The sequence below is a fragment of the Oscillospiraceae bacterium CM genome, from assembly GCA_022870705.1.
Classification (GTDB): Bacteria; Bacillota; Clostridia; order Oscillospirales; family Oscillospiraceae; genus Sporobacter.
The window spans coordinates 1,206,320-1,221,134 of sequence record CP072107.1 but is presented as its reverse complement, the minus strand read 5'-3'; the positions used below and the strand labels follow the sequence as shown (position 1 = coordinate 1,221,134).

The 14,815-nt window shown below is 55.2% G+C and carries 8 protein-coding genes; all 8 read left to right on the top strand.

All coding sequences use genetic code 11. The annotated features are described in order from the left end of the window. Positions 1 to 186 precede the first annotated feature (186 nt). The 8 genes from asd to IZU99_06035 all read left to right on the top strand — a co-directional run bounded on the left by asd (position 187) and on the right by IZU99_06035 (position 14,785). Positions 187 to 1,275, top strand: a complete 1,089-nt coding sequence (gene asd / locus IZU99_06070) for an aspartate-semialdehyde dehydrogenase (protein ID UOO36852.1) — start codon at positions 187 to 189, stop codon at positions 1,273 to 1,275. A 15-nt stretch (positions 1,276 to 1,290) separates the two neighbouring features. Continuing rightward, positions 1,291 to 2,178 (top strand): 4-hydroxy-tetrahydrodipicolinate synthase, encoded by an 888-nt coding sequence (locus tag IZU99_06065; protein ID UOO36851.1) that lies wholly within the window; start codon positions 1,291 to 1,293, stop codon positions 2,176 to 2,178. Positions 2,179 to 2,199: 21 nt separating this feature from the next. Then, positions 2,200 to 2,958, top strand: coding sequence for a 4-hydroxy-tetrahydrodipicolinate reductase (locus IZU99_06060; GenBank protein UOO36850.1), 759 nt, complete (start codon positions 2,200 to 2,202; stop codon positions 2,956 to 2,958). Between the two features lie 117 nt (positions 2,959 to 3,075). After that, a complete protein-coding gene (locus IZU99_06055) occupies positions 3,076 to 3,555 on the top strand; it encodes a sigma-70 family RNA polymerase sigma factor (protein ID UOO36849.1) in 480 nt (159 codons plus the stop codon). Positions 3,556 to 3,557: 2 nt separating this feature from the next. Next, positions 3,558 to 4,547, top strand: coding sequence for a hypothetical protein (locus IZU99_06050; protein ID UOO36848.1), 990 nt, complete (start codon positions 3,558 to 3,560; stop codon positions 4,545 to 4,547). A gap of 122 nt (positions 4,548 to 4,669) precedes the next feature. Beyond that, positions 4,670 to 12,112, top strand: coding sequence for a hypothetical protein (locus IZU99_06045; GenBank protein UOO36847.1), 7,443 nt, complete (start codon positions 4,670 to 4,672; stop codon positions 12,110 to 12,112). A 101-nt stretch (positions 12,113 to 12,213) separates the two neighbouring features. After that, positions 12,214 to 13,518: an insulinase family protein gene (locus tag IZU99_06040; protein ID UOO36846.1), complete on the top strand. Its 1,305-nt coding sequence runs from the start codon at positions 12,214 to 12,216 to the stop codon at positions 13,516 to 13,518. Then, positions 13,508 to 14,785 (top strand): insulinase family protein, encoded by a 1,278-nt coding sequence (locus IZU99_06035; GenBank protein UOO36845.1) that lies wholly within the window; start codon positions 13,508 to 13,510, stop codon positions 14,783 to 14,785. The genes IZU99_06040 and IZU99_06035 overlap by 11 nt, the downstream gene beginning before the upstream one ends. Positions 14,786 to 14,815 lie beyond the last annotated feature (30 nt).

Genomic DNA, 14,815 nt, shown 5'->3' with positions numbered 1-14,815 from the left:
CCGGCGACTGTCACCTTGAACGAGGTGGAGAGCTGACTGCTTTTGAAATATTGCCGTCTATTTAATGGCGACATTATATTACAAAATCAGCCGGTTGACTAGCCTGCTGATTCATTTTTTTAGGCTGGATAATTTTAGCGGTATTTATGAAGGCGCACGAATACATTTTATTGAGGTGTGGGTACGATGAATAAGTATAAAGTCGGCGTGATCGGCGCAACGGGCATGGTTGGGCAGCGTTTTGTTTCCCTGCTGGAAAATCACCCGTGGTTTGAGTTGACGGTTGTCGCAGCCAGCGCGCGTTCCGCCGGAAAAACATATGAAGAGGCCGTCTCCGATCGTTGGGCCATGACGACGCCGCTACCGGAGAGCGCAAAAAATCTGATCGTTTTATGCGCTGAGACGGATGTTCACGACATTGCAAACAAGGTCGACTTTGTCTTTTCCGCCGTTGATATGAAAAAAGAAGAGATCAAAGCCTTAGAAGAAGCCTACGCGCGGGCTGAATGCCCCGTTGTCTCCAATAACAGCGCCCACCGCTGGACGCCAGACGTCCCGATGGTTGTGCCGGAGATTAACCCCGAGCACATTGAAGTGATTGACAGTCAGCGAAAACGGCTGGGGACAAAGCGGGGTTTTATCGCCGTCAAGTCTAACTGCTCCCTGCAAAGCTACGTCCCCGCTTTGCACCCCCTCAAGAACGAATTCGGGCTAAAGAAAGTGCTCGTGTGCACCTATCAGGCGATATCGGGCGCCGGAAAAACATTTGAGACGTGGCCCGAAATGATTGACAATGTCATTCCCTACATCGGCGGCGAGGAGGAAAAATCAGAGCGCGAGCCCATGAAAATCTGGGGCTGCGTTGACGGCGGCGAAATCAAAGCAGCCACGCTCCCGTCAGTCACGGCGCAGTGCATCCGCGTGGCCGCCTCCGACGGGCACTTGGCGGCCGTCTTTATGACTTTCGACAAAAAGCCGACCATTGCGGAAATCCGCGCCAGATGGGCGTCGTTCAGCGGCCGCCCCCAGGCGCTCTCGCTTCCCTCGGCCCCAAAGCAGTTTCTGCACTATTTTGAGGAAGACAACAGACCACAGACGAAGCTTGACAGGATGTTGGAAAACGGCATGGCCGTCTCTGTCGGCCGCCTGCGGGAAGACACGCAATACGATTATAAATTTGTATGCCTCAGCCACAACACGCTGCGCGGTGCGGCGGGCGGTGCCGTTTTAATGGCAGAGCTTCTGTGCGCCGAGGGGTACATCACAGCCAAATAAGGAGGTTTTATAACCATGAAGACACCTGTATTTACCGGCTCGTCCGTTGCCATTATAACGCCGTTTCGAGACGGCAAGATTGATTTTCAAAAGCTCGGTGCGCTCATTGATTTTCAGATAGCGGGCGGCACAAGCGCCATCACCATCTGCGGCACAACCGGCGAGAGCTCCACGCAGAGCATTGACGAGCACATTGAGGCGGTTGACTTCTGTGTCCGTCACGTCAATGGGCGCGTGAAGGTCATCGCCGGTGCCGGCAGCAATGACACGATGGCGGCGCTCCAGCTGTCCCTCGAAGCCGAGAAGTCAAAGGCTGACGCGCTGCTGCTCGTGACGCCCTACTACAACAAGGCCACGCAGCGCGGGCTTGTCAAGCACTACACATTTATTGCCGACCGCGTCTCAACGCCGATTATTCTCTACAATGTTCCCAGCCGCACCGGCGTGACGTTCACGGCCGACACGTATAAGGAGCTCTCCCGCCATCCGAATATCAACGGCATCAAGGAGGCCTCCGGCAGCTTCTCACTCCTCACGACAACGCTTGCCGCCTGCGGTGACGACATGAACATCTGGAGCGGTAACGATAACGAGGTTGTCCCGATGATGGTGCTCGGCGCGAAGGGCGTTATTTCCGTTGCCGCCAACATTATCCCCGGCGTGATGGCGGAGATGACAAAATCCTGCCTCGACGGCGATTTCAGGCGCGGCGCTTCCTTGCAGCTAGAGTACTTAGAGCTCATTGACCGCCTTTTCATTGAGGTAAACCCCATCCCCATCAAGGCGGCCATGAATCTGATGGGTATGGATGTTGGTATACCGCGGCTGCCGCTGTGCGAGATGGAACCGCAGAATCTCGAAAAGCTCAGCGCGTCACTACGCCGCCATGGTCTCATTCAATAAAAAGAGGGAGAGACAACGCATATGCTAAAGATGGTCATATCGGGCTGTAACGGGTATATGGGAAAGACTGTCGCTCGTTTGGCACGGGCGGAAGGCGATATTGAGATCGTCGCCGGCTTTGACGTCAACACGACGAAAACGGACGTCTTCCCTGTCTACGCCGATCCGATGGAATTCGGCGGACAGGCAGATGTCGCCGTTGATTTTTCAAACCCGGCAGCGCTTGAGAGCCTGCTCGTCTGCTGCACGCATAAAAAACTCCCCGTCGTCCTCTGCACGACGGGCTACTCGGAAGCCCAGCTGGACATGGTGCGTGACGCCGCCAAAAAAATACCGGTCTTTAAATCCGGCAACATGTCCATCGGTATTAATCTCCTCATGGATCTCATCCGCCGCACGGCGCCGTTTCTCGGTACGGGCTTCGACGTTGAAATTGTCGAGCGCCATCACCGGCGCAAGGTTGATGCCCCGAGCGGCACGGCGCTGATGCTTGCCGACGCCGCGAAAAGCGCCCTCCCCTATGATCCCGTTTATATTTACGAACGGCAGAGTGTCCGGCAACCGCGCGGCGACCGCGAAATCGGCATCTCTTCGGTCCGCGGCGGGACGATTGTGGGTGAGCACGACGTTATATTCGCCGGGCTTGACGAGGTCATTGAGCTCAGGCATACGGCCTATTCGCGTGACGTTTTTGCCGCGGGCGCTGTCAAGGCCGCTAAATTCATCGCCGGTATCACGAAGCCGGGCATTTACGACATGCAGGACCTGCTCGCGAAATAAACTAAAATATCATTCATTCCAGCCGGCGTTATGACGTCGGCTGAAATTTTTAAAAATTTTGTAACTGGTGCAAGGATTCGGCCTGCCGAATCGTTTTAAGTGCAGAGAGGTAAAACGATGGATCAAAAAACTTTCGATACAAGCGATTATGTCGTCCGGGCGATTGATAAATATGCCGACATGATTCGTCGTGTGACGTTTCTCCATCTGAAAAACCGCGACGACGTTGAGGATATTTTTCAGGAAGTGTTTTTGCAGCTTTTGCGCTGTAACAAAATATTTGACAGTGAAGCCCATGAAAAGGCATGGCTTCTTCGTGTTGCCATAAACAAATGCAAAGATTTACATAAGAGTTTCTTTCGAAAAAATGTTCTATATCTTGAAGATTTTGATTTAACAACAGAGGATGAAACGGATCATGAGGTTTTACGAGCAGTACTCTCGCTTCCAAAGAAGTACAAGGATGTTATATATCTCTTTTATTATGAGGGCTATACGGTTTCTGAAATTTCAGGTTTATTAGACAGAAACGAAAATACGATTTATTCGCAGCTTCACCGGGCAAAGACGCTGCTTAAAATAAAATTGGAGGATTAGACATGAACGCACTTCAAAAAGCGCTCTCAGGCGTATCGGCCGACGCGCTGTTAAAAAGTGACACAGCGGCCTTTATCAAAAGTCAAAGCGCTGTCGTCCCGTTGACACCTGTAGCCGGTACTGGCAACAAGCGTATTTTAAAAAGGATTTTTGCCGTGGCGTGCGCCGCTGTGCTTTTTTGCGCCCTACCGGCCGGCGCTTACGCCTATTACAAGACACCGACGTCCTACGTCAGCGTTGACATCAACCCCAGCGTCGAGCTGGGTATCAACGCCTTCGGCGTCGTCGTCAGCGTGACGCCGTACAACGACGATGGAAAAACGATTATAGAAGGATTGTCGCTCGTGAACCTCGATGTCGGCGAGGCCGTCAAACAGCTTGTTGTATCGGCTTCTGATCACGGCTTTATCATGGATGACGGGTCAACACTGATTGCCGTCACGGCCGAGTCAAATAACGATAAGACGGCGGAGCAATTGCAGGAGGAAGCCAAAGAGGGTGCGGAGGACGCCGTATCGGGCGAAAACAATACAGCCGCCGTGCAAGCAGAGGCAATCGGTCTGGCCCGCCGGGACAGAGCCCTTGCGCTTGGTATCACGCCGGGCAAACTCAACCTGATAGAAAAGCTTCAGGCGCTGGACCCGACGATCAAAGTGGAAGACTACAAAGATGCTTCGGTGACGGAGATCCAAAAAAAATACACTGAGCTCAAGCGCGAACAGCATCAAAACGGACAGGACGCGGACGAATCAGAATCATCAGACACAGATGAGACGCCGGATGAGTCCCCCGCCGTGACGAATACCGACGATGCGATTGAAACAGAGAAACCAGGCAATACCGATAAGCATGAAAATTCTGGAGAAACCGAGAAAAATCACGCCAAGTCCGAACAGAACAGTCAAAAGCATAACGAGGACGAAAAAGCAACACGGTCAACGAATAAGCCGAGCGATCACGACGATGAGGAAAACGACGACGACTCAAATTAATGACGGCGATAAAAAAGACAGCTTCGAAAGAGGCTGTCTTTTGCGTTTTCAGCTGCGGTATATTTACTTCCGGATGGGAAAAAATATCACAGATTATTGACGCCGGGAGGAAACAGACATCCATGTCAAGCACTGAAAATGACACGACCATCAATACGGAAGACCTCAAAAACAGCGCGGCGAAAGCCGCCGCTGAAATGACGCCGCACGGCCGTGTTTCAACGAAGGGTACGGCCGCAAAAGCACTCGCCGATCTGAGCGCCATCAAAGCTGTCATGCAGCGCGCCGCCGCTTATGCCGAAACGCACGTCAGCATACCGCAGGCGCTGGAGTGGCTTTTGGACAACTGGTACATCGCCGAGCGGGAGGGCAAATGCGCCATCCATGATCTCAAAGCTTCCCCCCGGCTTCGCGCCGCCTTTCATAAAAAGCAGACGCTTGTTATCGCGCATGCTGCCGAGGCGCTCGTCCGCGCCGGTGCGGGGCGCGTTTCTGGTGATGGATTGGGCGTTTTCCTTGATGTCTTTCAGGAGACGGTCTGCCTGTCGGAGGACGAGCTGGCTGCGTTCGTTCCGGCCGTCCGTCTGGCGCTGATTACGAGCTTAGCAGACGTTTGCCGCCAGCTGCGTGCTGTCATGGCGGAAAATGTTTGCGGGGACGGCCTAGCCGCGTATCTGGGGCATCTTTTTACATCGCTTCGATTTTTATCTGGTTTCGATGCGTCCAAAACTCTTGAGTGCGTCAACCGCGTTGAAACAACACTCCGCAAGGACCCTGCCGGTATCTATCCGACAATGGACGAGCAGACGCGCTTTACCTACCGGCGTACTGTTGCCGCCCTGGCACGAGAGACGGGCCAGAGCGAATTTAATGTCGCGGCGCATGTTTTGGCGCTGTCGGCAGAAATAAACGCCCACGTCGGCGTCTTCCTTTTTATTAAGCCGCTTGGCAAGGAAAAAAAAGAACATAAGGGCTCCTTTTATATTGGTCTTTTACTCCTATCAAGCTTTTTTATAGCGCTGCTCGTCAGCTTTCTGCTTGACGAGCCAGTGATAGCGCTTCTTCTGCTGTTCCCTGTTTTCGAAATCATCAAAAACGTCACGGATTATTTTGTTCTGCGATTTATCCCGCCTCAGCGTGTTTTTCGCCTAGAGCTCGAGGAAGGCATCCCGGACGATGCGAAAACGGTGTGCGTCATTTCACTTCTGCTATCAGACGTTAAAAGCGGCGCACGCGCGGCAGCGCTTCTGGAGGAATACAGGCTGGCCAACCGGGACGCCGGAAAAAATCTGCTTTTTGCCCTGCTGGCCGACTTGCCGGACGCACCGAGCGAAACAATGGTGGACGACAGCGCAGCGCTTCAGGCGGCCGCCGACGCCGTCAACACGCTCAACGAAACGTATGGGGGCGGTTTTTTTCTTTTAACGCGCAAACGGCGGTTTAATAGCGCCGATCGTCAATTCACAGCCTGGGAGCGCAAGCGCGGCGCTATTTTAGAGCTTTGCCGGTTTTTGAACGGCAGACCTTCCTCGTTGTATTGTCCGGCGGGAAACGGCGGTGCTGCGATGGGCGCGCGATATGTTTTGGCGCTCGACAGCGACACACGTCTTTCCGCCGGATCGGCGCGCGAGCTTGTAGGCGCCATGCTGCATCCGCTGAATACGCCGATAATTGACGAAATTCGCGGCATCGTCACGCATGGCTGCGGTCTGATTCAGCCGCGGATATCTGTCGACCTCGCGGCCGCCAACCAAACGGATTATACACGTATTTTCGCCGGACAGGGCGGTATTGACCCTTACGGCGGCATCACAAGCGACATATATCAAAATCTATTCGGCACAGGCAGCTTTGCTGGAAAAGGCATTATTGATGTGGCGGCATACCTGGCTTGTCTCGACAGCCGCTTTCCCGAAAACACCGTCTTGTCGCACGATTTGCTTGAGGGCGCTTACCTCCGGTGTGTCTATGCTGGCGATATTGAGCTGACGGATGGTTTTCCCGGCAAGGTTACGACGTTTTATGACAGAATGCACCGCTGGACGCGCGGCGACTGGCAGTCTCTCCCTTGGTTGTTCGGCAAGGTTAGAACGGCAGATGGGACACGCGTCAAAAACACCCTGTCGCAGCTTGACCGCTGGAAGATAGCCGACAATCTGCGTCGAAGCCTCACGCCTGTGTTTTCCTTCGCGGCGGTTGTTATCGGTATGCTGTTTGATAATAAGGATTTTCTCTGGGCATCCCTGATTGCTGTTTTGGCGGCTGTATCGCATCTGATCATTGCCTCTGCTGCCGGGATATTCCAAAAAAGATACGGCAGGGTGCGATATCACACCACCATCATAAGCGGGCTCGGCGGCCAACTGCTGCAAACACTGATCCGGCTTGTCCTGCTCCCTTTTGAAGCATGGGTCTGCCTGCATGCTGTTATGACGGCGCTTTTCAGAATGCTCATTTCTCATCGCCATCTGCTGCGCTGGGTGACGGCCGCCGATACGGAAAAAAGGTCAAAAAACACTGTTTATACCGTCATTATACGCCTCTGGCCTGCTGTTTCGGTATCCATCCTGCTGATGCTTCTAACGCCGTTTCCGGCGGCGGCAGCCGTCGGAGTCGTTTGGGCACTGTCACCAATACTTGTCATAGCGCTCGGTCGGGACACGCGGAAAAAAGATGTCTTGCCAGTTGAGGACAAGCTCTTTCTGGCGCGTTGCGCCGGTGACATCTGGCGCTTCTTTGACGATTTGCTGACAGCGGAGGATCATTTTTTGCCACCGGATAATTTTCAGGAGCAGCCGGCCGTCGGCACGGCCCATCGAACGTCGCCCACGAATATCGGCCTGGCGCTGCTGTCGGCTTTAGCCGCCGTTGACCTCGGCGTCTGCCAGCCTGAAAAAGCGCTTACTGTGATTAAAAATATTTTCACAACGATTGACAAGCTGCCGAAGTGGAACGGCCATCTTTACAATTGGTACGACACACAGACGCTCTCTGTCTTGCAGCCGGCTTACGTTTCGACCGTTGACAGCGGCAACCTTGCCGGTTGTCTCATCGCCTTGCGCGAGGGCCTTATGGAACTCAACGAGCCGGTGCTGGCCGAGACGGCTGCCCGGCTTGAAAAAGCCATGCGTTTTGACGTTTTATTTGATGAGAAACGTCAGCTGTTTCGCATTGGACGCGACATTTCAACCGGTGAAATGACGGCGGGCTGGTATGACCTGTTGGCGTCTGAAGCCCGACAGACGAGCTATATTGCCATTGCCCGCGGTGACATTTCGCGCAAGCACTGGCGGCGGCTTGGCCGCTCGCTTGTTGCCAAGGACGGATATCGGGGCATGGCGTCCTGGACGGGGACGATGTTTGAATACTTCATGCCGGAGCTTTTACTCCCGTGCTATGAAAACGCTTTGATTGATGAAAGCCTTCGTTTTTGCCTGTACGTACAGAAAAAACGGGCCAAAAAAATGCCTTGGGGCATGTCGGAAAGTGCTTTTTACGCATTCGACCAGTCACTTTCCTACCGCTATAAGGCGCACGGCGTTCAACGCCTTGCGCTTAAGCGCGGGATGGGACGAGAGAGCGTCGTTGCCCCATACGCAACGTTTCTCACGCTGCCGGTCGCTCAGAAGTCGGCCGTCAAAAACCTCAGGCGGCTGTCCAAGCTTGGAGCCGAGGGGCGGTATGGCTTCTATGAAGCCATGGACTTCACACCAAGCAGAATGCGCGCGAAGCCTTTTGAAATCGTCAAAACATATATGGCGCATCACCTCGGGATGAGCCTCATAGCGCTTGACAACGCGCTTAAAAACGGGGTGATGCAAACACGCTTTATGCGCGATCGCAGTATGGCTGCTTTTGCCGAGCTTTTGCAGGAAAAGGTCCCCGTCGGCGGTATTATTTTGCGTCAGCCGCCGCGCGACGTGCCGGAAAAACCGACGCGCATCACCTCCCCCCACTGGCGGTTTACAAGTGACAGCATCGATATATTCAAGCCGCGCTGCACCCCGATCGGCAACGGCGCATATACCGTTTTATGCGCAGAAACGGGTCAGACAAGCTCTGTGTGGAATGGCGTGACCCTGACGAAAACATCGGACGAATCGTTCGGGGAAAACGCCGGGATGGCGTTCTTTTTAAGCTGCGGTGACGAGACTGTCTCCCTCCTCCCCACGCCTTTTTTTGATGCCAATGTGCATTATGAAGCCGAGCTCGGCGGCGCGTTATCCCGCCTGACGGCCAAATGCGCCAGCCTGCACAGCACTGTAACCGTTACCGTGCCTGAAAACGAGGCGGGCGAAAAGCGCGTTGTGGAGGTTGTGTCAAGCGCCGCGCGCGATATGGAACTCGTTTGTTATTTTGAGCCTGTTTTGGCTCGACAGTCCGATTATGAGGCGCACCCCGCGTTTTCTAAACTGTCGCTCGAATCGGCGCTCGTTGATGGCGCCGTCGTCGTTCGGCGGCGGCCGCGAGCCAAAGGGCGCGGTATCGCGCTGGCACTCGCTGTCTCGGCGCCGTTTACGTTTGACACATCGCGCGAGAAAGCGCTGGGCCGCGGCGGGCTTTTGGCGATCAAACAGGCGCTGCGGCGTCCGGCTGGCGGCTCTCAAGGTGCCGTTTTAGACCCCTGCGTTCTCGTCCGCATCAAACTGACACTTAAGCCAAACGTGCCCTGCCGCGTCGCCTTCGCGCTGACGACTGCCGCGACAGACATGGCAGCCGCCGCCGCCGCCCAGCGTATCCTAACGGCGGAAAGCCCGGCGGTTTATTCCCGTCTGGATGAAACGGCGCGTCGCCTGTCCCTCACATCGGAACAGCTGGAAAACGCGATGACGCTCTTACCGGCGCTCGTCTACCCCTCTATTGACAGGCGGCTTGACAAGCAAGCTTATGACGCCCTGAAAAGCGGGCAAAAAGCGCTTTGGGCATACGGGATATCAGGTGACCTGCCCGTTGTTACTGCGTCCGTGGCATCCGACTGTGATCTTCCCGCCGCGGAAGAGCTGATTACGGCGCACCGCTTTTTATCGGAAAACGCAGCCGCCTTTGATCTCGTTTTCCTCCTGCGTGATGCCGGTGACTACAGAAGCCGTCTGCGTGAGGGCATCCTTGATATTTTGCGGGCAAAAGGCCTCGACTTTAAGGTCAGCGCGCGCGGCGGAATTCATTTGGCCGACAGCGCCGCCCCGTCGGCATCGACGGTACTCGCTGTTTCCTCGCGCGTCATCGCACCCGGTGAAAAACTGAAAAATAGTGAAGCGCGTCAGTCAGCGCGCCCCCTGCCGCTCCGGCTGACGGATGCTTCAGCCCGCCCGGCGCTCGGCTGGACGTATAACGACGACAATAGCGTGACCTTTTCGGGACGGCTTCCGGAAAACGCGTGGAGCCAGATGCTTTCAAACGAACATTTCGGCTTTCTGGCAACAGATGCCGGAACCGGCCATCTGTGGCACGAAAACGCGCGTGAAAACAAAATTAACAAGTGGCAGAATGACAGTCTCAGGACCCTTGGTACGGAAAAACTCGCGCTGTTAACGGCGACCGGGCCTGTTTCGCTTTTCGCATCACCCGACGGGCCGGACTGCGCCGTGACATATGGCTTCGGCTGGGCAGCGTGGAAAAAGGAAATCGACGGCGTTTTGTATACGACGACGGCATTCGTCCCGCCGGACGTCTCGGCTCGTGTTCTCATCATTTCTGCCGACCGTGAAATCGATATTGACATTGCGTACGAGACTGACCTTGTTCTCGCCCCGGATGATAAAAACGCAGTTTACGTTGTCACCGCGCACGATGACGACGGTTTCACAGCGCGCAACCCATACAACACCGACTTTCCCGATACCGTTTTCCGCGTCACGACAAACGTGAAGGCTAACGCATTTACCTGTCTGAAAACAAGCGCACTGGCGGGCGTTTATGACGGCGTGACCGGTGCCGGTTTTCTGCCGTGCATTGCCGCGCGGTACAAAGCCGTTCAAACGGTTGTCCTTGTGACAGGCTGCGATCAGGACGAAACGCTCCGCGCGCTGACAAATCCGTTGGCGGCTGCCGCTTCACTCAAGGAAACGCGCGCGTGGTGGGCGTCCATCACAGGAAAAATGTCCGTTAAAACGCCGAGCGACGCGCTCAACCGGTATTTAAACGGCTGGGCAACGTATCAGACGCTGGCTTGCCGTGTGTTCGGGCGGAGCTCACTGTATCAAAGCGGCGGCGCTTACGGTTTTCGTGACCAGTTGCAGGACGTCGGCGCGCTGATTGACGAGGTGCCCGCGCTCGTCCGGGCGCATCTCGTGCGCGCGGCGGCGCATCAGTACGAGGCGGGTGATGTCCAGCACTGGTGGCACCCTGTCAAAAACAAGGGCGTCACCGGCGACAAAGGTGTGCGCACACGGTGCAGCGACGATTTATTATGGCTGCCGTATACGCTGTGCCTTTATATTGAGAAAACGGGCGACCGTGACGTTTTGAATGTGCCGATCTCCTATCTCCGGTCAAGTCCGTTGGCGGAAGACGAGCAGGAACGTTATGAAGAGCCCCTGCTGTCGCCTGTTCAAGAGCCGCTTTATACGCATGCCGTCCGCGCTGTCGACCTCGTACTGGCGCGCGGCACGGGTCAGCACGGACTGTCGCTTATCGGCAGCGGCGACTGGAACGACGGCATGAATCTTGTCGGCGCGCTCGGCTCTGGCGAAAGCGTTTGGCTTTCTTGGTTTGCCTGTGTGACGGCTGAAAAAATGGCCGCACTCTGCCGGGATAATAACGATTCCGGCACAGCCGCTCGCTTTGCCGAGGCAGCAGATGCCCTCCGTGCCGCTTCTAACGCTTCCTGGGACGGCGACTGGTTCCTGCGCGGTTACTATGACGACGGAGCCCCGCTTGGCTCTTGCACGTCGGAGGAGTGCCGGATTGACTCGATTGCCCAGAGCTTTGCGGCTTTTGCCGGCGGCGAGCCGGACAAGGTGAAAACGGCACTCTCCAGCGCCGTCCGAAAGCTGTATGACAAGCCGGACAGCGTCGTGCGCCTGTTTGACCCGCCCTTTGCAGACGGCGGTTCAACGCCGGGCTATATCAAGGGCTACAGCCCCGGCTTCCGTGAAAACGGCGGACAATACACGCATGGGGCTGTCTGGCTCGCGATGGGTCTTTTTCAGTCCGGTATGACGGACGCCGGATGGGATGTTTTGGAAGCATTGCTGCCGCAGGACCGGCCGATTGACGTCTACAGAACGGAACCGTATGTGCTGGCGGCCGATGTCTACTCGGCCCCCGGCCACATTGGCCGCGGCGGTTGGACGTGGTATACGGGCGCGGCGGGGTGGTTTAAGCGCGTTGCATTGGAAAACCTTCTCGGCTTGAACCTTGTCGGCGGCGTTTTGCATGTCGCACCACGTTTGCCGTCCTCTTGGGATGGCTATGAAGCGGATTGGCAAACAAGTGCCGGAACGTATCATATCACAGTGAAAAATGGCGGCGAGACAGCGGTCACGTTAAACGGCAGCGCCATCTGTGACGGACGGGTCATCGTCGAAAAAGCCGGTGAAAAATGTCTGTCGGAAAAAGAGTGAAAAAAACATTTTCCAAAGTTTATGGAATAAGGTATACTATAAAGGAACGCGGAGAGCAAAAAATCCCCGCGTGACCGGGAATTTTGAAGCGGAGGCCGCCAATGCAGGATGTTATCGCAAAACAAATAATGCCGGATGTGACACTCACATGCGTCAAAACAGATAAGTTTAAAACGTGCTGTCTGTCAATGAACCTGATCACAAAGCTTGACCGCGAAACAGCGGCGAAAAACGCACTGCTGCCGCGCGTCTTGCTACAGGGCACATCGTCGCTGCCCGATATGGCGCGTGTGAACAATTATCTCGACGCGCTGTACGGCGCGCGCGTTGTCCCGATGGTGCGGAAAAAGGGTGAAATGCACTGTATTGGCTTTCTCGCCGATTTTATTGACGATGATTTCGTACAGCCGGGCGAAAATATTTTAGAAAAAGTGGCAGCACTGCTGGGGGAACTCTTACTCTCGCCGAAAACGCACGGCGGTCTGTTGACTGCGGAAGCTGTCGAAAGCGAAAAGAAAAACCTGATTGACGACATCAAATCGCTTATCAATGATAAGCGCGCTTACTCAGTCGAGCGCCTGTATGCGCTCATGTGTGCCGGTGAGGCGTTCGGTATCGGCCGCCTTGGTGATGAAAAGGAAGCGGAAGCCGTCACGCCAATGTCGCTGACGAAGCATTATAAAAACTTGATCGCCGCGTCGCGCATGGAGGTTTTTTACGCTGGGGCCCATGAACCCGCGCGCGTTGAAGCGGCGCTTTTAAGCGCTCTGTCTGCCCTGCCGCGGACCGGTTCCTTCACCGAGACCGGCACAGACGTTGTCCTGACAGCGCCGGACGGCGCGCCTCGGTCTTTTGTTGACGAGTTTGACGTCAACCAGGGTAAATTGGCCATCGGGTTCCGGCTGGGCAGCGTTATGCGCGCGCCGGACTATCCGGCGATGCAGGTCTTTAACGCTGTTTTCGGCGCGTCCGTCACCTCAAAGCTTTTTATGAACGTTCGCGAGAAGCTATCGCTTTGTTATTACGCAAGCTCCGTCATTGAAAAGCACAAGGGCGTCATGGCCGTTGCCTCCGGCGTCGAATTTTCAAAGTTTGACGTGGCGCTGCGCGAAATCTTGGCGCAGCTCGACGCCGTCAAAAAAGGCGACATCAGCGATTGGGAGCTCTTATCCGCCAAACGGGCCGTCATCACAGCCGTCAAATCCACGATGGACAAGCCGACGGGTCTGGAGGAACTCTTTTTCGATCAGGCCGTCGCATCCATCAAATGCACGCCGGACGAGCTGGCAGCCTTGGCCGACGGCGTGACCCGCGAGGACGTTGCCGCCGTCGCCGCCGGGATTGAACTCGACACGGTCTACTATCTCACGGGTCTTGGCAAAGGGGGTGCTGTCCATGAAAAGTAAAGGGTATGACCGCATCCGCGAACAGGTGTTTACGGAGAAGCTTGAAAACGGCCTGACTGTTTTCGTCGTCCCAAAACGTGGCTATAACAAAAAATATGCTTTTTTTGCAACAGATTACGGCGGAGCCGACAGGCGCTTTCAGCGTGCCGGGCAGTGGATTGACACGCCGATGGGCGTGGCGCATTTTCTTGAGCACAAAATGTTTGATACGGAAGACGGCAACGCGCTGGCGAATCTCTCGGCGAACGGGGCCTCGCCCAACGCCTTTACGTCGTCGGATATTACGGCTTATTTCTTTGAGAGCATCGACAAATTTGAGGAAAACCTTGAGATTCTGCTCCAATTTGTCTCCGTCCCCTATTTTACGCCCGAAAGCGTCCAGAAGGAACAGGGCATCATCGGGCAGGAAATCCGCATGACGGAGGACGAGCCGGATTATGCCGTCTACTACGGGCTGATGAAGGCCCTTTATCGCCACAACCCGCTGCGGGACTCTGTTGCCGGAACCGTTGAGAGCATTGCTGAAATAACGGCCGACACGCTGTATAACTGCCACGCCGTTTTTTATAACCCGTCAAACATGGTCCTCTGCGTCGCCGGGGATGTTGAACCGGAGAGTATCCTTGAGCTTGCGCGCAGGATATTGCCGAAAGAAGCGGGCGAAATTCCCAGCCGCGATTACGGCCCGGCGGAATCTTCCGAGCCGGAAATAAGGCGTACGGAAAAAAAGATGTCCGTCAGTATACCGATTTTCCTCATCGGCGCAAAAGCAAAGCCGGTCAAAGACGGGGCCGATTATCTCCGGCAGGAGCTGGTTGGCAATCTGGCGCTGGACATTTTGGCGGGGCACTCCTCCCCGCTTTACCTCAGGCTGTATCAGCAGGGGCTCGTCAACAGCGGCTTTTCGGCAACGTATGAAGCGGCTGCCGGGGCCTTTTACACCATGCTTGGCGGTGAGAGCAAGGATCCCGACACGGTTTTTGAGGCCATTAAAGAAGAAGCGCTTGCCATCGCCAAAAACGGGTGTGACAAGGACTTGTTCGACCGGCAGAAAAAAGCCGCGCTCGGCCGCCAGATCCGTGCGCTCAACGCTTTTGACGCCGTCTGTTACAACATGGCGCACGCCTACTTCAGAAGCTACGACGCCTTTGAAGCAACAGAGGTTTTGAATGCGATCACGCCTGACGACGTGACAAATTTTGTCCGTGACAATCTCACGCCGGACGCGATGGCACTGTCCGTTATTTTGCCGAGCGGCGACGCATGAAAGGTCGGCAGCTTTTAAATTGCCGATAAA

Bases quoted from the DNA above. Each gene is read 5' to 3' on its own strand.
- asd (UOO36852.1), top strand. From the start codon at position 187: ATGAATAAGTATAAAGTCGGCGTGATCGGCGCAACGGGCATGGTTGGG.
- IZU99_06065 (UOO36851.1), top strand. From the start codon at position 1,291: ATGAAGACACCTGTATTTACCGGCTCGTCCGTTGCCATTATAACGCCG.
- IZU99_06060 (UOO36850.1), top strand. From the start codon at position 2,200: ATGCTAAAGATGGTCATATCGGGCTGTAACGGGTATATGGGAAAGACT.
- IZU99_06055 (UOO36849.1), top strand. From the start codon at position 3,076: ATGGATCAAAAAACTTTCGATACAAGCGATTATGTCGTCCGGGCGATT.
- IZU99_06050 (UOO36848.1), top strand. From the start codon at position 3,558: ATGAACGCACTTCAAAAAGCGCTCTCAGGCGTATCGGCCGACGCGCTG.
- IZU99_06045 (UOO36847.1), top strand. From the start codon at position 4,670: ATGTCAAGCACTGAAAATGACACGACCATCAATACGGAAGACCTCAAA.
- IZU99_06040 (UOO36846.1), top strand. From the start codon at position 12,214: ATGCAGGATGTTATCGCAAAACAAATAATGCCGGATGTGACACTCACA.
- IZU99_06035 (UOO36845.1), top strand. From the start codon at position 13,508: ATGAAAAGTAAAGGGTATGACCGCATCCGCGAACAGGTGTTTACGGAG.